At 74.9% G+C, this 19,020-nt stretch carries 5 protein-coding genes; all 5 read right to left on the bottom strand.

All coding sequences use genetic code 11. The features are described from left to right. Positions 1 to 119 precede the first annotated feature (119 nt). Complete coding sequence (locus F8279_RS00025; protein ID WP_151498682.1) at positions 120 to 1,043, bottom strand: hypothetical protein; 924 nt, start codon at positions 1,041 to 1,043, stop codon at positions 120 to 122. Then, positions 1,040 to 1,540: a type VII secretion system-associated protein gene (locus F8279_RS00020; protein ID WP_151498681.1), complete on the bottom strand. Its 501-nt coding sequence runs from the start codon at positions 1,538 to 1,540 to the stop codon at positions 1,040 to 1,042. Before F8279_RS00020 ends, F8279_RS00025 begins: the two co-directional genes overlap by 4 nt. Next, positions 1,540 to 1,902: a type VII secretion system-associated protein gene (locus F8279_RS00015; protein WP_151498680.1), complete on the bottom strand. Its 363-nt coding sequence runs from the start codon at positions 1,900 to 1,902 to the stop codon at positions 1,540 to 1,542. The genes F8279_RS00020 and F8279_RS00015 overlap by 1 nt, the downstream gene beginning before the upstream one ends. 63 nt (positions 1,903 to 1,965) lie before the next feature. Then, a complete protein-coding gene (locus F8279_RS00010) occupies positions 1,966 to 2,289 on the bottom strand; it encodes a YrhB family protein (RefSeq protein WP_151498679.1) in 324 nt (107 codons plus the stop codon). A 78-nt stretch (positions 2,290 to 2,367) separates the two neighbouring features. Beyond that, on the bottom strand, positions 2,368 to 18,897 hold the full coding sequence (locus F8279_RS00005) for a DUF6531 domain-containing protein (protein ID WP_225853048.1): 16,530 nt from the start codon (positions 18,895 to 18,897) through the stop codon (positions 2,368 to 2,370). Positions 18,898 to 19,020: the final 123 nt, after the last annotated feature.

Raw genomic sequence — 19,020 nt, 5'->3', positions numbered from 1 at the left:
TCCTCGCGTTCTCGTCGGCGGGCGTCGGCGCATTCGACCACGGCGGCCGACGGGAGCGCCGCGTGGCGCCGGGGCTCGTGCCCGAAGGACACCGCGACCCGAGGCGTTCGTGCACCCGGTCAGAGCGGCGCCCCCGTGCGTACCAGCGCGGCGAGCGCCCGGTGGACGGCGACCGCCCCGGCCGGCGGCGGCGGGTCGGCGCGGCACCGGCGCAGGTGCCGCAGCAGACCCTCGTCGGCCAGCGCGCCCTCGTCGAGCAGCCGGTCGGCCAGGCCGGCCGGCCAGACCCAGGCGCCGTCGGTACGCAGGTGCGCGGTCAGGGCGGGCGCGGACCGCAGGTAGGTGACGAACGGCGGGATCTCGTCGTCGTCGACCGGCAGCCACGCTTCCCCGTCGCCGGCCAGGCGCACCTCGCCGGGCGGCTGCGGGGCCCGGATCAGCGCGGACCGGGACCGGGCCGCCCACTGGTACGCGGGCAACCGCAGGTCGGGCCGGTACACCTCGACCGGCGCGGCGTGCCCGGCGTCGGCGAGCGCCCGCTGCCCCCGCTCGGCGATCGCGGGCAGCTCGTCGTCGGGCGCCGTGGACTCGACCAGGTAGACGCGCACCGCGTCCACCGTGTCGTCCAGTCCGGGCGTGATCCGCCAGCAGCGCCACACACCGGAGGTGCGCGCCGGGTCCAGCACGTCGAGCAGCACCCGGTCGAGGTCGTCCACGGTGCCGCCCGCTGTCTCGTCCACCACGAGCGGCGCGGCCGTCGGGTAGAGCGGCAGGTCGGCCGGCGGGAACGGGACGAACAGGGCCGCCGGGCCGGCGTCCACGTCCTCGTCGGCCGCCGGGTCGGGCAGCAGCGGCGTCTCCGGGGGCAGCAGCGCGGCCAGGGCCGCGATCTCCGCCGCGGACTGCGGGAACGCGCCGAGCAGCCGTGCCGCGCAGGCGCCGTGGTCGCCACGGGCGAGCAGGGTACGCAGGCCGGCGAGGTCGCCGTCCGGGATCCGGCCCGCGGCGCGCAGGCAGAGCAGGTGCAGCAGGCCCGTGCTCATCGCGTCGCCGCCGTCTCGCGCAGGAAGGCGGCGGCCAGGCGGGCCGGCGTGGCGCCGCCGGGGTTGACGAGCGCGTCGCGGTCACCGGCCACGTCGGCCAGCTCCGTCAGGTCCAGCAGCCGCCAGCCGGGGGCCGGAACCGGCTCCCGGTGGGGTTCGCCGGTGGCGAGCACCACGCACCGCTCGTCGTCGGGGGCGCGGACGACGAGTGGCCGCCCGTCGCCGTTCACGGCCAGGTGGAGGGTGGACGCGCGCAGCACCGACCGCAGGTGCGTCGGCTGCGCCGCACCGGTCGCGGCCAGGCGCAGCAGCGCGTCGACCGGGTCGGTGGGAGAGTCCGGGAAGTGCGGGCGGTAGCCCGGGTTGTGCCGGAACTCGCCCAGCTCGCCGTCTCCGTCGACCTGCCACACCCCGAGGACCGCCTCGAACGGCGGCTCGTCGTCCGCGCCTGCCGGCCATTCCGGGTCGAGCAGGAACAGGAACTCGTCGTCGTTCATCAGCCCGTGTCCTCGTCCGCGTACTGGAGGGCGTGCCAGATGATCGCGGCGGCCAGCCGTACCGGCTCCGGGCCGCCCGGGTCGACCAGGACGTCGATGCCGTCCGGAAGCAGCTCGGCCAGCTCGACCGCCTCGACCCGGCGCCACTGCGGCGCGAAGGTGCGTGCGCGCTCGTCGGCCGAGGTGGCCACGACCACGCACGGCGTGTCGTCGAAGGAGTGGACGACGAGGGGACGGCCGTCGCCGTTCATCGCCAGGTCGAGTGGGGAGGCGCGCAGCGCGGCCTGCACCTGCTCGACCGCGGCGTCGCCGCGCATCATCCGGCGCAGCAGCACGTCGAGCGGCTCGGCGCTGTGGGTCATGGTTCCTCCAGGTGGCAGCGGCCCGCCGCGACGGTACGGTCACGGCGGGCCGTCCGTCCGGGATCAGGCGAACGGGTCCGGTGCGGCCGGGACCGGCACCGGAGGCAGCCCTTCCCGCGCGGCGTACTCGTTGAGCCAGCGCTCCAGCGGCGGGCCCGACGGCGCCACCCACGGCTCCGCGCCGTTCTTGGGCACGACCAGCGGGCCCACCGCGAGCGTGTCCATGATGTTGCCGGTCTCGGTGGCCCGGACCGTGTTGAACGGGTACACCCAGCACCACTCGTACTCGGCCGGTGCGTCCGGGGCGAGCAGCGTCAGCGGCTGCGCCGGGTTCTCCAGCCGGCGCAGCGCGGCCTGCGCCCGGGTGCGGGCGTCGTCGGCGTTCATCGGGTAGTCCTTCTCTGTCGATGGTGGTCGGACGGGGTGCCCGCCCCGGCCGCCGTGACGGCCGGGGCGGGCGGCGGGTCACCGCCGGGGTACGGGCGCGGTACGCGCCTCCGGCAGGGAACCGCCGGACGAGGTGGACATCGTGGCGCCGTTCACCGTCTCGGCGACCACCGGGCCGGCGTCGCGCTCCGGCCGGACCTGCGAGTCGTCGCCCTCGGCGGAGACGGCCCGCCCCGCCGGGTCGTACGCGAAGCGCGTCACCGCCTCGCCGGTGCGCCGTTCCACAAGCCGGCCGAGCAGGTCGTACGCGTAGTGCGTGACCTCGCCGGCCGCGTCGGTGCGCTCGACGAGCTGCCCGGCGGCGTCGTAGACGTACCGCTGGGTGCGGCCGTCGAAGTCGGTCTCGGACACCATCCGGCCGTTCGGGTCGTACGTGTAGCTCCACGTCGCGCCCGCCGGGTTGGTGACACGGACCAGCCGCAACTCGGTGTCGTACGCGTACTCGGTGCGGTTGCCCTCGTCGTCGATCTCGGCCGTGACCAGGTCGAACGCGCCGTACTCGCGGATCGTCCGGCGGCCGGTGGCGTCGACCCACTCGACCAGGTTGCCCTCGCCGTCGTAGAGGAACTCCTCGACCGAGCCGTCCGGGTTCTCCCGCCAGGCCAGGTCACCCTCCAGCGTCCAGCCGAACTCGGTGAGACCGGTGTCGTCCTGCATGCTGAACAGGCGGCCGAGCGCGTCGTAGACGTACTCCGTCTCGCCCTGCCCGGTGCTCACCGAGGTGATCCGCCCGGCCGGATCGTGCACGACGGCGGTCGGGCCGACGTGGGTGGTCGTGCCCCGGCCGTCGGCGGCCGGCTGCTCGTACCGGACCACCTCGCCGGAGGCGTCCACCTCGGCGACCATCAGGCCGTCGGGGCCGAACTGGCGGTTGCGGGTGCTGCCGTCGAAGTCGGTCCAGGACACCGCGCGACCGAGTTCGTCGTACGTGGTGACGGACCGGCTGCCGTCCGGCCGGGTGACCGCGACCAGCCGCCCGAGCGCGTCGTACTCGCTCGTGGTGGTGCGGCCCAGCGGGTCGGTCGTGGACCGCAGGCGGTACGCCTCGTCCCAGGCGTTGCGCGTGGTCGCACCGAGCGCGTCGGTCTCCGCGACCACCTGGAAGCGGTCGTTGAGCTCGTACGTGCGCACCGCGCCGAGCGAGTCGGTCACCACCGTGCGGCCCGGCTGGTAGTCGAACCGGTAGCGCAGGTAGCCGCCCCTGCCGTCGGTGGCGACGCACCGGCCGGCCTCGTCGTAGGTGTACGTGTACCACTCGCCGTTGCGGTCCTCCCAGCGCACCAGCCGCCCGTCGGCGTACGTGAAGCGCTCGGGGTCGCCCGAGGAGTTCGTCACCTCGATCAGGTTGAGGTCGGCGTCGTAGCCGAACTGCGACGCCGCCATCAGGTCACCGGCCGCGTTGGGCAGGGAGACCATCGTGACCAGCCCGGCGGACGAGGTGAACGCGATGGTGGCGCCGGTGGACGACAGCAGCCGCGTCGGCGTACCCCGGCGGTCGCGGTGGATCGTCCAGCGGACGCCGCTGTCGGTGACGTCGGTGAGCAGCGACTCGGTGTCCGACGCCGCGGCGAACAGCAGGCTGCGGCCGGACGTCGGGTCGGTCAGCAGCCAGCCGCCGCCCACCAGCCGGCGCAGCGGCAGCGTCCGGCCGGTCTCCGGCTGCGCCACCTCACCCTCGGCGGGCAGCGGGTAGGTGAGCAGCGAGCCGTCGGCGGCCAGGTAGCGGACCTGCTCGCCGTCGACGATGATCCGCTGGTCCAGGGTGGAGGCCCAGGCCCGGCCGAAGGATCGGCCCCACCGGTAGTCGGAGCGGTAGGTCCGCTCCAGGGTGAGCCCCGGCATGACCGCGTCGGTGTGGGTGAGGATCATCCGGCCGGTGGTGACGTCGATCGGATCGCCCACCGTCGGCGTCTGCGCGGTGGTCTTCGCCACCGCCTCGGGCGCCACACCGGCGAACGTCTCGGTGGTCGGCGAGAAGTCCGCCATGTCCACGTCGCTGTCGCCGTCGCGGACCGAGGCCATGTCGACGTCGCTGTCGGCGTCGCGGACGGAGGCCATGTCCGTGTCGGAGTCGGTGTCCCGGACCGAGGCCATGTCGACGTCGCTGCCCGGTGCCGGGTCGCTGGTCCGGATGACGACGACCGAGCCGTCGGGGGAGATCGCCGGGAGCGTGGCGAGCCCGGGGACCTGGGCGTCCTCGAAGGTGACCCGGCCCTGCCCGTCCTTCGACACGTTGATGACGTGCCCGACGCTCCCCGGACCACCGGGCCGCAGACCGACGATCGCGGTGGTGCCGTTCGGCATGGCGCCGAGGGCCTCCATCAGGCCGCGGATGCTGCCGACCTCGTCCACACCGCGGCCCGGGTACCGCTTCATGACCTCGCCGATCTCCATCGGCTGGGTCTGCGCCGGCACCTGGGTGACCGCGCCGGTCTGCCGGTACGCGTCGACGGCCAGGGTGAGCGGCACACAGTCGACGTTGGCGGTGACGCTGCCGGCGTCCCGATTGTCGTTGATCCGGCGCAGGTGGTCGCGGTCGACGGCGTCGAGCGTGCCGAGGTCCGCGTCCGTGTCGGCGGTGTCGCCGTGCAGGTTGGCGGCCAGCACCCGCAGCGTCGAACCGTCGTTCAACGTGTACTCGTACGACAGCTGGTCCCGGAACGAGTCGAGGATCCGGGCCTGCGCGGTCGGGTCGCCCTGCGCCGCCGTCAACTGGTCGGCGAGCGGCGTACGGAACGGGTCGGTGACGGGCGCGGCGGCGCCCCGGACGTCGGTGGTGCCGGTCTGCGGGCCCTGGAAGCCGTACCGGCGATCGCCGTGGCGCCCGCGACGGCTGCTGCCGCCCCGGCGCTCCGGGCTGCGTGACCTGTCGCTGCGCGGCGCGACGGTCACGATCCGGGCGTTCGACGAACTCGCCACCGGCGCGGGCGCGCCGGTGAACTCGGTCTCGGTGTAGTACGGGGCGGTGTCGGTGATCGCGTTGGGCCGCTGGCGCGGCATGATGCTCGCCACCGGAGGCCGGCTCTCGCGGGGCACGAACTCGTCGCCGGCGTATCCCGGCGCGGCCGGGGGGAACCACGACGGGATGTCGCGCCACCGGTCGGCGGCGTCCCGCCCGTGCTCGGCGTGCGCGATGTAGTCCAGCGCGACGGGCAGCGAGTTGACTTCCGACTCGTAGCCGCGGGCGTTCTCCGCGAAGCTCACGATCCGGGCGAAGTCCCGCCCGGCCTCGGACTCGATCTGGTCGAGCCTGATCCGGCCGCGCAGGTACCTGGCGATCTGGCTCGCGGTCCGCCGGCCGCCGCCGCGCTCCTCGGCGATCCGGTTGCCGAGGCCGATGTGCGTCCGCGTCACACCCCGGCGCGTGGTCGTGGTGGTGTTGTAGTAGTTGAGCGCGCCGACCAGCGGCTCGTTCTGGTGGCCGATCGCGTCCGACCGGACACCCGTGTAGGGCCGTGTGCCGATGTGCGGGAACACCGCTTCGCGGATCTCCTGGTAGCTCCGGGAGGCGGCGGAGTTCGGATCCTGGAGGTCGGCCCGCGACGCCGGCGCGACGTCGTCGAACCACTGGCGGGCGTGATACCCGACGGCGCCGGCCGGGGTGGTGACCGGCGGCGGCGACGGCGTGTCGCGCATCCGGGTCTCGTACCGCAGCACCTGTCCGTGCTCGTCCAGGATGGCGACCTGCACCTGGAACGGCATGCCGTAGAGCGCGCTCGGCGGCGGCGGTGCCGGGTTCGTGGGCAGGCTGCTGGGCGTCTGGTCGGAGGGCGCGGCGAGCGCCGGTTCCACGGTGGCCAGCGGGTGCGGCGTCGTCGGGGCGGGCGTGCAACTGGTCAGGCCCAGCGGGTCGGCGACGGTGAGCGGGTCGCTGACGTACGCGGTCGGGTTGGGCCCGCCGGACAGGCCGAGCGGGTCGGGGCTGACGTACCGGCCGGTGGCCGGGTCGTAGTAGCGGAACCGGTTGTAGTGCAGGCCGGTCTCGGCGTCGACGTACTGGCCGGGGAAGGCCAGCGGCGTCGCGGTGCGGTCGGCGCCGCGTCCCCACAGGTCACCCCGCGACCACCAGCGCAGACCGCCGCCCGGCTCGACCAGGTGGGTCGGGGTGCCGATGGTGTCGGTGATCATTGTGCGGAGGGTGCCGCCGTCGGTCTGCGCGACCGGCACCGGGGCGTCCGGGCGGTAGTCCCACGTGGTCGTGGTGGTGGCGCCGGTGGCGTCGCGGTGCGTCTGCTCCAGCATCAGGTCGCCGGACCAGGCGAAGGACACCTCCTCCACCACTTGGTCGTCGTCGCCGAGGCGCTGCTTGGCGATGCGCCGGCCGAAGCCGTCGTAGCGGTAGCGCCAGCGGTCGCCGCCGGGCGTGACGGCCAGGACCATGCGGTCCTCGGCGTCCCACTCGAACCGCCACGCGCCCGCGTCGTCGACCCGGCCGGTGAGGCGGCCCTTCGCGTCGTAGGAGAACGTCGCGTCGTCGGAGCGCACGAGCATGGTGCCGGTGAACTCCCAGCGCCCGCCGCCGGCGCCGACCAGGTTGCCGGCCTCGTCGTAGTCGTACCGCTGCGGGGCGTCCCCGTCGACGGCCCGGATGCGGCCGGTGTCGTCGGCGGTGAACGCCAGGTCACCGGCGAGCGAGTCGGCGATCGCGGTGACGCGGTCGGCGGCGTCGTAGGTGTAGCGGCGCTCGGCGCCGTCGGCGACGTGCTGGCCGGTGAGCCGGCCGGCCGCGTCGAACGTCTGCCGCAGCGCGACCAGGCCGCCAATGGTCCGGCTGATCTCGCGGCCGGCGTCGTCGTGGGTGAAGCCGAGCAGGTGCTCCCCGGCGGTCAGGCTCTCCGGGCGTCCGTCGGCGTCGAACGTCCAGCGGATCGACCGGCCCGACGGCGTGGTGCGGGTCTCGACCGCGCCGGAGGCGGTGTACGAGGTGCGCACCGTCCGCCCGTTGATCGTCTCGGTCAGCACCCGGCCGTCCGCGTCCCGGGTGAACCGCACCTGCGCGTCCGGGCTGAGGACGGCGGCGACGTGGCCGCCGGCGTCGTACTCGACGCGGGTGACGGCGTCGCCGACCCGGCGTTCGACGACCCGGCCCAGCGCGTCCCAGCGGTAGCGGGTGACGGTGCCGGCGGCGTCGGTGTGCGCGGCCAGCCGGCCCGCGTCGTCGTGCTCGTAGCGCTGGGTACGGCCGTCGAAGTCGGTCTGCCCGCACAGCCGGCCGGCCGCGTCGTACTCGTAGCGCCACGTCCGACCGGCCGGATTCCGCACCGTTGTCAGCCGTAGTTCCGTGTCGTACGTGAACTCGGTGCGGTTCCCCGCCTGATCCACCCGTGCCGTGGGCAGATCGAAGGGGCCGTACTCGAAGCTCACCGCCCTTCCTGATGCGTCGATGACGTCCACCAGATTCCCTTCACCGTCGTAGAACCACCGTTGCGTGGAGCCGTCCGGGCGGACCCGCCACGCGAGATCCCCCTCGGCGGTCCAGCCGTACGTCGTGACCGCGCCGTCCGGGGCCCAGGTCGCCCGGACCCGTCCGAACGCGTCGAACTCGATGTCGCCCGCGGGCGCGGGCGCGGGCCGGCGCGGCGGGACCGGGTGGGCCGAGCCGTCCGGGAGCGTGAGCGTGCGCGCGTCGTGGTCGAACCGGGTGACGCGACCGAGCTGGTCGGTGCGCGACAGCAGCCGGTGCGCCGCGTCCCACTCCTGCCGGACCGTCGCGCCCAGCGGGTCGACGATCGCGGTGACCCGGTGCTGCTCGTCGAACTCGTACCGGGTCACCTGGCCCAGCGAGTTCGTCACGTGCGTGACGCCGTCGTCGTACCGCAGGGAGTAGCGCAGCCAGTCACCGCCGCCGCCGGCCCGGACGCAGCGGCCCGCCTCGTCGTAGTCGTACCCGAACCACTCGCCGTTGCGGTCCTGCCAGCGCACGAGCCGGCCCGCCTCGTCGTAGCGCAGCCGCGTCTCGTGGCCGGAGGAGTTGCGGACCGCGACCAGGCGCCGCCGGTCGTCGTACCCGAAGGTGGGAAGGTGCACCGTGTCGTCCGCGGCGCGGACGTGCGCGCCGACGACCAGGTCGCCGGCCAGGTGCGGCACCACGACCAGGCCGGACGCGGAGAGCACCAGTTCGGGCGTGCCGTCGCCGGAGCGTTCGATCCGCCACCCGGTGCGGTCGGTGACCACGTCGGTGAGCCAGGCGTCGCCGTCCGGGCCGGCCGGCGCGAACAGCAGCGACCGGCCCGGCTCGGTGAGCAGCCAGCCGCCGCCGGCCAGCCGGCGCAGCGGCCCGCCGGGGCCGACGACCGGCAGCGCCTCGTCGCCCTCGGCCGGCATCGGGTACGTGTGGATCGAGCCGTCGGCGGCCAGGAACCGCGCGTACGTGTCGTCGGTGACGACGCGCTGGTCCAGCGTGGAGGCCCAGGTCGGGCCGAAGCAGCGGCCCCACCGGTAGTCGGAGCGGTGGGTCCGTTCCAGGGTGAGCCCGGGGAGCCGGGCGTCGACCTCGGTGTAGAGGACCCGGCCGGTGGTGACGTCGACCGGGTCGCCGACCACGGGGGCCTGCGCGGTGGGCGTGGCCACCTCGGCGGCGGGCACGTTCACCGGCGGCACCGGGGCCGGTGGCGGGGCCACCTCGGTCTCGTGCGCGCGGTAGGCGGCCCACCAGGCGTTCTCGGCCTCCGTCACAGCCCGCTCGGCTTCGGCGACGGCCTCCGCGTCCGCGTCCGTCCGGGAGGTCAGCCCGTCCAGGCGGGCCGCCGCAGCCGACAGCGTCTTCGCCGCGTCGGCGACGGCGAGCGCCGACGTACGCAGACCCGGGGGGAGGTCCCGGCCGGTGACGTCCCGGGCCGCCGCCTCGTCCAGCCGGACGACGAAGCCGCCGGGCACCCGGACCTCGGTGCCGGCCCGGTGCTTGCCGGCCGCGTCGCGGGACCGGGCGACGAAACGGAACTCGACGTCGTACTCGACCGCGGCGGTGAGCTTGTCGTCCGGGTCGGTGCGCCGGGCCGGCTTGCCGGTCGTGGCGGCGGCGACCTTGCCCTCGTCCTTCACCTGGGCGCCCGGGTCGGTCCGGTAGAGCTGCTGCTCGACCAGCGTGGCCGCGTTCACGGCGGCGAAGTCCTGCCGCTCGCCCACCCGGCTCGCGCCGCCCGGATGGCCCACGCCGCCGACGACGAGCGGCCCGGCCGTCTTCAGCGCGAACGAACGGCCGGCGGTCTGCTCGTACTCGGTGTCCGCGCTGCGCTTCGCCGAGCCGCCGATCTTCACTGTGGCGTCCGCGCGCAGGAGCTTCGGGCGGGCCACCAGCCGGGCGTCGAGGAACAGGTCGCGGCCGGCTCCGGCCGGCATCGGCAGCGGGAACGCGCCGTTCAGCATCGCCGGCAGCGCCTTGGTCCGGCTAACGGTCAGTGTGTCGCGCAGCGCCGCGTCGACGTCCCGGCCGGGCGTGGCGCCGGAGGCGACGAGCGCCTGCCGGGCCGCCTCGTGCAGGCCGGGCAGGTCGACCAGGACGTCCTCGACGGCGAACCGGCCCGGCTCGGGCAGCCGGTCGAACCCGGCCTCCTCGCGCCACCGCCGCCGCCCCTCGTCGGTGGTCTGCTCGGCGGGAACCGGCGTGACCGGGCCGGAGGCGGCCGGTTCCCTGCCCTCGGTCGCCGAGTACGTGGTGACGTCGTGGACCGCGTGGACCGACACGCCGCCCTCGGGCAGCCCTCTGCCGGTGACGGTGACGGTGAGGCGCACCGGCCCGCGGTACGTGGGCACCGGGCCGGAGACGGTCAGCGACTGCTCGTACGTGCGGCCGGTGCGCTCGGTCGACTTGGTGGCCTGGTTGCCGAGGGCGGCGGTGCCGGTCAGGCCGGCGGCGACGGTGCCGGAGGCCGGGCCGTGCCCGGCGGTGCGGGTGGCGTCGCCGTCGACCCGGTCGGTCTCGGTGCCCTGCGCGCGTCCGGTCAGCGTGACCTGCGCCGCCGTCCGCGAGGTGGTGCGGGTCTGCGCCTCGCCGACGACCGCGCGGTCGGTGACCGACAGTTCGTCGACCAGGTCGATGCCCGTGAAGCTCGGCTCGCCGACCGGCTCGGCGGCGAGCGTGACGTGGTACGTGGCGCCCCGGAACCGCCGTTCCAGCCGTACCGTCTCGCTCCGGCCGCCGTTGAGCGCGTCTGCCAGGTGCAGGTGGGCGGCGCCGAGGAAGCCGGTGCTGCCGAGCCCTCGGATCGGGTCGTTCGGGCCGCGGTCCCGGGTGGACGGCAGGATCGCCTGGGCGAGTTCCTCGCTCGACTCCCGGGCCAGGGCACGCCGCAGGTGCGGGATGCGGTCGGTGAGGTCGATGTGGGTGGTGACACCGCCGATGCCGAGCGATCGTCGCGGTCCGGGCCGGAACTCCGGCTGTGCCGCGTGGGCCGGTGTGCCGGGGCCGGCCGCGTCCTCGTCCTGCCGCTGCTGTGCCTCGCGTACCAGGTCTCGTTCCCGCTGCTGGTGCTCGGCCTGCGTGGCCCGCTCCTGCTCCTGCGCCGCCAGCAGCTCCTGCGTGGCCGTGTCGTGCGCGGCGGTCAGCTCGCCGAGTTCGCGCCGGTGGCGGTCCTGAAGCGCGGCGAAGGAGTCGTCGACGAGTTGCCGGGCCGCCGCGTCGACGGCGCGGTCCCGGTGGACCCGGTCGACGTAGGCGCGGGCGTCGCGCTGCTCGGTGTGCTGCCGCCGCAGCAGGTTCCCGCGTTCCGTGGCCTGTTCGCGGGCCATCCGGGCGCGCTGCTCGCCCTGGTCGGCGCGGAGCGTCCCGGCCCGCTCGGCGTGTTCCAACTGCAGCCGTACCTCGGCGGTGCCGTGCCGGCGGGCGCGGTCGCGGTCCTGGAGCCGCTGCAGCTCCGCCGGGGTCATCCGCATGACGACCGCGCCGGGCAGGGTGAGCCGGCGGCCTGCCCGCCGGGCCGGCGAGCCGGGCCAGCGGCCCAGCGGACGGAGGTTGCTGTCGTGCCGGGCCTCGGCGACCACCTCCGCCTCGACGTCCACCCGCACCAGCAGTTCGCGTTCGGCCCGGCCGCCGCCGAGGCGCAGCTTGGACACGCCCGAGACGCTGCGCTCGCTGACCCGCCCCCACGCCCGCCGCCACGGCGTGACGGACAGGATGACGGCACCGCCGGGCCGGCCGGTGCTGCCGCCGTGGTCGGCGACCGGCCCGCTGACCGAGGCGACGCCGGTGCCGGAGACGCTCAGCTCGATCGCGCGCGCGTTCGTCGTCTTGCGGGCGGTGCCGCTGGCGAAGGTCCGCTTGACCCGGGCGAACTCGGCGCCGTCGAGCACCGTCGGGTTGGCCGGCCGCAGCCGTACCCGCACGTCGGCGCGGGCGTCGGCGGCCCGGCGGCCGTGCCACAGGTTGCTCAACGCCAGCGGGCGGCTGAACAGCTCGGCGTCACCGGTGAGGCGTTCGGGCGACAGCTCGTCGGCGACCACGGTGGAGATCAGGCCGTCCTCGACCGTGTAGACGTCGTCCCGGCCGGCCTCGCGCAGCGTCTCGACCACCGCTTCCTGCAACCGGTCGGCGCCGACGAACGACTCCACCCGGCGTCCGTCGAGATCGTGCGGCCCGCCGGTCATCCGGCTCAGCGGAGGCGGGTACGCCATCGTCTCCACGTCGCGGGGGACCGGGCCGGGCTCCGCAGCGGGGCGCTGCCGGGACACGCGCGTCTCCGGGATGAGCATGCGCACGTCGAGGCGGTGCGTGCGGGGGCGCTGCTCGGACGTGGCGACGACGGTCGGCACGTCCCGGCCGTACGTCCCGAGGGACAGCTGCCGCCCCGCCTGGTTGACCCGCACCGTGGAGGTGGTGCTGACGGTGAGGTCGAGGGTGGCGGCGAACTCGCGCAGCCGTACCCCGGTGGGCTTGCCGTCGTCGTCGAGCGAGGGTCCGTGGTCGCTCTCGGTGGACTGCCCGCCGGTGACGGCGCTCTCGTCGGTGGTGCCCCAGGTGAGCGCGGCGCGCGGGCCGCCGAGCAGCGTCGAGGCGGCCTGGCCGAGCGGGCCCAGGATGCGGGGCTCCAGGCTCAGCTCGGCCGACCGGCTGTCGTCGCGGGCGCTGGTCACCGTGGACCTGGCGGTCCGCTTGGCGGCGGTGCCGATCTTGTCGTGGTCGAGCAGGTCGCCGTCGGACACGTCGCCGAGGCTGCCCCGGATGGTCACCACCGTGACGTGGTCGTGGAACGTGCCGATGCGGATCAGCGGGATCTTCAGACCGGGGCCGACGATCCGGTCCGCCAGGTGGCGCAGCTGGTCGGGGGAGAGCTGCGTCCGCAGGTCGGTGGACCGGGTCAACGCCGCCTGAAGCTCGGGGGTCAGCCCGTCGGCGAGCTGCTCGTCGCCGAAGTGCCGCAGCGTCTCGTCGCGGGTGGCCAGGCGGAACCGCTCGTGACCGGGCACCGACCGCACCGCGTCGGCGACCGTCTCGTACAGGCTCCGGTCGCCGACCCGGGTCAGGTACGCGCCGCCGAACGACTCGCCCTGCTCGACGCGTGCCGGTGCGAAGTGGGTCCGGTCGGCCCCGCGCCGTCCGCGCCACTCCCGGCCGTCCGAGTCGAGGGCGGTGCCGGGCAGCCGGTCGCCGGTGGTCCACTGGAGCGCGTCGACGGCACCGGACAGCATCCGCGGCGCGCGGCCCAGGACGCGCACCTGGACGCCGTACTCGACCCGGTAGCGGACGCCGGGCGCGGTGCCCGTCACCGTCTGCTTGCCGCCGGTCCGCTCGGCGATCGTCTGGGTGGTGCCGCGCTCCCGGCCGCCGCCGACGCGCGGCCCGACGACCAGGCTCAGCGGCGCGACGTCCACTCCGGCGCCCGCGAGGCCCCACAGACCCCACGGCCGCTTGGTGGCGGCGGCGCTCGTGCCCTCGCCGCCGAGCGCGGACGTGTCGACGTGGGTGAGCCCGTCGACCCGCTCCACCTCCTCGACGCGCCGGGCGACCAGGCGGACCTCGACCTGCCGGGCCCGGCCCGGGAAGAAGCGCCGCCAGCCGCCGCGCGCGGCGCGCGGCAGCGAACCCGACCGGACCCAGCCGTCGTGGACGTTCGCCGGGTCGGTGACCACCATCGCCGGCAGGCTGCCGGAGAACGTCGCGTCGCTGAGCAGCTTCTGCATCACCGGACGACCGGGCGCGCCGATCCGGACGAGGTCGGCCATGCCGTCCTCGGCGAGGATCGCCTCCACCTGGTCGAAGAACGTGGCCCCCGGATCGGCCGGCCGGCTCCGGACACTCTCAACCCCGAACCGGTCCGGCACCGGCGCGTCGAGCGTGCGGTCCGCGTCCGCCGGCGCGGTCGCGTCGCCCGTCCGCAACCCCGTGTGTACGGCGAGAGCGACGCTCCCCGAGGTCTCGACCGGTTCGGCGGCGGGACGGCCGGGCCGCACGAGCCGGGCCACGAACCGGATCGGCACCGTCACCTCGGTCAGTCCGGTGACCTTGACAGTGGTGGTGGACGTGTACGTGTCCTTGTGGGCGGCGGTGTACTCGACGGTGGGCGCCGTCGGCACCGAGCCGCCGATCCCGATGACGACACCGGGCATCGCGGTGAGCGTCACCTTCGGCTCGACGTGCCGGTCCCGGTTGTGGCGCAACGTGTGGGTGAGGTTCTCCCGGGTCTTGGCGGTGACCTTGCGCGGGTCGTCGTGGGCCCGGTCCACGGTGAGCGCGTCCCAGTCGAGGACGGCGGTGACCCGCAGCTCGGCGGGGCGCCCGCCGATCGTGACCGGGTACGGCCGGCCCTCGCCGAGGAACTGGTCCACGTCGTCGCGGCTGTCCGCCTCCACCGCGGCGACCACGTCGTCGGAAAGGCCGGGGTCGAGGTTCCGCAACGCCGTGCCGAGCGCCGCGTTCTCGGTGGCACGCAGCTGTTCGGCGAGGCCGAGGGTGCGGCTCTCCCGCAGGTAGGACGGCAGGCTCCGGCGTACCGCGTCGGGGGACGGAAGCGCCGGGGTGGTCTCGATGGCCGACGACGTGCCGCCCGCGGTGTCCTCTCCGGTGGTGGTCTCTTCCGCGGCGGACTCTTCTGCGATGGTGTCGCCGTCGGCGGTCGACCGGGTGGCCGGGTCGTCGGCCGGCGCGGACGTGGCCAGAGCGTCGTCGCTGTCGCTGTCGTGGTCGCCGTTGCTGTCGTGGTCGCCGAAGTCGCCGTAGCCGTCGTCGTCGCCGAACAGGTCGAAGCCGCCGGACTCGCTGTCGCTGTCGGTGTCGCTCGCCGGGGCCGGTGGTGGCACCCGGCGTGCGTAGGTGACGTGGCCCGACGGGTCGATCGTGCGGACCAGCTCCAGCCGGCCGCGCGGCCTGGCGCCGACCACGGGATGGTCGCGCGGCGGCCCACCCTGGTCGTCGTACACGATCAGGTGCACCTGGGTGCCGCGGGCGGCGGCGAACTCGACCACCTCGTGCGCGTTGGCGACGCGTCGCCGCTCGGCGTCGTCGATCGGCGTGTCGCGGCGCTGCGGTCCGGGGTCGGGGGCGAGCACGGCGCGGACGAAGTGGCCGTTGTCGTACGGGTTGCGCTGCCGCATCGCCGCGGCCTCGTCGAGACTCATCGCGTCCCGGCCGGCGCGCAGCGTGCGCATCCGCAGGTCGTCGGCGTCGTCGCCGGGCATCTCGGCGGCGATCGTGTCGTAGAGGGAACCCGGCTGCCGGCCGAGCCCGCCGCGGTCGGCGACGGCGGTGGCGGCGGCGAACTCCTGCTGGACGGTGCCGGCGTCGTCGGACGTCGCCAGCAGGTGCGCGGCGACGAGGCGCTGGCTGTCCGGCAGGCCCACGGTCCGCGCCGGCCGCGCCGGGTCCAGGTCGGGGTCGACGGCGGGCGGGACGGCCGGTGCCGGGGCGGCGCCCGGTGCCGGCAGCGAGACGGCGGTGAGGTAACGGTTGTGCGGTTGCGCGCCGAGCTGCCGGAGCTGCTGCGGCGTGAGCGTCTGCTGCCACGTCTGCGAGCCGGGTGCGATCTCGGTGGGCGCGGCGAACGGCTTCGGGGCGGCGACGGCCGGCTTGCGCAGGTCGGCCCGGTACTCCTTGAAGCCGGTGCCCTCGGTGTAGAACAACTGCCGGTTGACGTTCGTCGGCACCGCGTGCGACTGCGGCAGGAAGTTGCCGACGGCGAAGTCGGCCGCGAGCCGGGACAGGTCGGTGGGCGTGGCAGCGCCCACGAAGTCCGTCATGAAGGCCAGATCGCGGTCGGGATGCCTGTTGTTCTGCGACTCGACCTGGACGTCGACGGTGAGGACGTCCGCGAGCAGGTCGGCCGGCGTGGCCGCGCCGTGGGCGACGGCCAGCTCCTCGCCGTACGCCTGGTGCAGGCTCTCGGCCAGCAGGAGGAACTCCGCGCCCGCGTCGCCGAACCGGACGTCGGGCCGGCCGAGGGTGAGCAGGCCGTCGACGAACAGGTTCGGCTCCGGCGAGTACGGAAGCATCGGGTGGACGGTGGCCTGCCGGTCGCGGGACCGCATGTCCTCGTCCACCGCGGTGGTGAAGTCCCGGACGAAGGCGTCCCGCCCGGCCTGCGTGTCGAGCTTGGCGAGCCCTTCCTGGACGGCGGTCAGCTTCTGCCGCTCGATCCCGAGTTCCTTGCCCGAGCCCGGGCCGCCGTGCGCGGTGAGGTCGTCGATCCTCGCCCGGTGGTCGCGTGCGCGTCGTTCCAGCCGTTCCCGGGTACGCCGGATCAGGTCCTCGGTGTCACCGACGCGGTAACCGCCGGAGATCATCAGGGGCCGGGCCGGTGGCCCGTCCTGCGGCCCGGTCGCGTCCGGTTCGAAGCGGGTCCGGCGGTCGACGCGGTCGAAGACGTGTGTGCCGTCGGCTGTCGTACGGGCGCCCCGGTCGAAGTCCTGGATCGACACGTACGGGTAGCGCCGGGCCCCGCCGTCCGGGCCGCCCTGCGCGAGGCCCTGGATCGCGGCCACCGTGTCGGGGTCGCGGAGCACCTGGTTGCGGGTGCGGCCGTACGGGAACTTGCCGTTCTTCGTGCCGACCGCGTAGCCGTTCACCGCCACCGGCACGTCGAGGCTCTCCGCGAGCCGGGCCGCCCGGGCGACCGCCTCCCGGAAGGCGAGGTCGGGCACCTCGGCGGTGGTGTTGACGCCGAAGACGAACACGACTGTGGTGCCCGGGGCCAGGCCCTCGGTGACGGCGCGGACCACCTCGGGGATCTGGTCGACGTCGTCGGCGGGCAGCATCGAGTTGACGACGAACCCGATCGGCGCCCCGTCGTCCTTGAGGTCGGCCGTCTCCTGCCGGTAGTTGCCCGGGCCGACCTCGCGGGTGTGCCGGGTCAGCTCGTCGAACCGCGCGTTACGGCCGCCGGCCACCCGTACCGGCTCGAACCGGACCGGCGCCGTGCGGGGCGGCAGCCCGCCGCGGTCGGGCGAGAGCACGTCCGACCGCTGACCGGCGATCCGGTTCACGTTGCGCGCCAGCAGCCGCGGGTCCTGGCCCGGCGTGGTGGTCGCCATCAACGAGTTGTCGCCCTTGACGAACGTGCCGTCCAGGGCGCGGCCCGCCATCGAGTACTCGTCGCGCAGGCCGAGGAAGTGCCCGATCTCGTGCGCGAGATCCAGGTCGGAGGAGTGCGTCGACCAGCTGGTCTGGGTGGTCGGTGACGGGGTGCCGTGCAGCGCCACGGTGGCGTGCGCCTCGCTGGGCCGGGTCGTGAACTCCACGGTGACGTTCAGCTGATCGGCGCCGATCCGGAAGCCCTGGTTGTAGATCCGGTCGACCGCGTCGCGTACCCGGGTCTCGACGTCGGGCCGCGCGGCCGCCGCCGTGTCGTCCCGGGCGTCCAGGAAGACCTTGACCGTGAAGTCCTGCACCCTGCGGCCGTCGAGGTCCAGCACCCGATGGTCGTACGCGATCCGGTTGTCGACCGCGTCGAGACGCGGGCGGGGCCGGTCGTCCGCCGGAAGGGGCAGGCCGGCCTGCTCGTACGAGCGCGCGACCACGTCGGGCACGCGGGTGTCGGGATGGGGTCCACGGTCGATGACGTCGTACGCGCTGGTGTTCGCGACCCGGCGCGGCGCGGTGTCCCGCTGCTCGGCGCGTGCCCGGTCGATCTCGTCGCGGGTCTTGGGCGCGTCGAACCGGGGCGGCGGGACTCCCGGGACGCGCAAGGTGTCGTCGATCGGGGGAGCGCCCGGCGCGGTGTCGGTGCGGCGGCGGGCGTCCGGGTCCAGCGGCAGGCCGGTGACCGTGGCGAGGGCCTGGTCGACCTGGTCGGAGCCGGCCCGGCCGAGCGCGTCCCGCCACCCGTCGAAGTACGTGCGCACACCGCCGTCGTCGTCCTGGACGAAGTCCCGCACCGCGGCGGGGTCGCCGCCGCTCCGCAGGTACTCCGACGCGTTCACGAGCAGGTCGTGGCCACTTCGGGTGGAGTCGTTCCGGACCGATTCGGGCTCGTGTTCCCACGGCCGGGTGTCACCCGCGGCCCCGGTCACGGAGAGCGTGGGCTTGCCCGCCGCGAGGGACTCCTGCCAGGTGTTCGCGCCCTCGGTGACCACGAGCGTGGCGCGGTCCTGGAGCCCGGCCATCTGTTCCGGTGTGACGCGGGGCAGCGCCGCGACGTGGACGTCGGCGTTGCTCGTGGTGACGCCGCGCTCGCTGTTGCCGAGGACCAGGACGACAGTCGGCCGGTCGGGCCGGGCGGCGGCGGCCAGCCGGTCGACGACCGCCTGGTGCGGGGGAGTGTCGGGCGTGTCCCCGTAGTAGACGAGCACCACGTCGGTGGCGTCGTCGTCGACCAGGTCCGCGAGGTCGTCGGCCCCGGGAATGCCGGTGGTGGTGATGACCTCCCGGGCGGACGGCAGATCGGCGGGCGGTGGACGGCGGTAGGCCGGCACTCCGGTCGAGGTCTCGTCGAGTTCCGCCTGGACCGTCCCGGTGGTGCTGCGGACCTGCCGGGGGAACTGGTCCCACAGGAACGGCTGGAGCGTGACGACGTCGTGGTGCCTGCCACCGGCGGCGACGCGCAGCGGACCGGCCCACGCCTGCTGGAACCACTCCTGCTTCCGCTCCGCGGTCCACTCCGAGCCGTCGTCGTTCTTCGGTACGTCGACGGCCGGCAGCACGGTCAGCACGTCGCCCTCGGGGAGCGGCCTGCTGCCGACCTCGTCCAGGCGCAGGCTCTGGGTGTGGTTCTGCTCGCGGACCTTCTTGTCCCGGAACTCCTGCTGCCGCGCCACCTGCCACGCTTTGGCCCGTGGCGCGCCGGGCCAGTCCGTCGTCTTCCAGGCCTCCTCGCGCGTGCCGGGCGGCCCCTGCGGACGCATGACGACGTCCATCCCGCCGCGGTGGCCGGTCCACTCCCGGTGGAACAGGTCGTACGAGCCCGCCGGGGTCTCGAACTCCTCCTGCCGGCCGAGTTGCGCGGCGTAGTAGGGCGTCTTGTTGCCGGGATAGGTGAGCACGACCGTGCCCCGGTAGCCGGTGGCGGCCAGCCCGTCGAGCATCGCGATCGTCGCTGCCTGGTGGCCCAGGCCGGGCGACCCCTGGTCCACGACGTGCACGACGTCGTACTTCTCGTTCAGCTTCTGGCCGACGGGGGTCGGCACGGGCCGCGGCGCACGGCTGCGCAGCGTGGCGGGTGAGAGGTCCGTCGGGGTCAGGTCGACGGCCTGGGTCGTGGGACCGGCCGACGGCGGTGGTGGCACGCCCGGGGGTGGTGGCGGTGGGAG

The organism is Micromonospora sp. AMSO1212t, assembly GCF_008868145.1.
Taxonomy (GTDB): Bacteria; Actinomycetota; Actinomycetes; order Mycobacteriales; family Micromonosporaceae; genus Micromonospora; species Micromonospora tulbaghiae.
Note: the sequence above shows the minus strand (reverse complement) of the source record. Positions and strands in the feature narration are given on the sequence as shown.

Coding starts and splice junctions, on each gene's coding strand:
- F8279_RS00025 (WP_151498682.1), bottom strand. CDS start 1,043: ATGAGCACGGGCCTGCTGCACCTGCTCTGCCTGCGCGCCGCGGGCCGG.
- F8279_RS00015 (WP_151498680.1), bottom strand. CDS start 1,902: ATGACCCACAGCGCCGAGCCGCTCGACGTGCTGCTGCGCCGGATGATG.
- F8279_RS00020 (WP_151498681.1), bottom strand. CDS start 1,540: ATGAACGACGACGAGTTCCTGTTCCTGCTCGACCCGGAATGGCCGGCA.
- F8279_RS00010 (WP_151498679.1), bottom strand. CDS start 2,289: ATGAACGCCGACGACGCCCGCACCCGGGCGCAGGCCGCGCTGCGCCGG.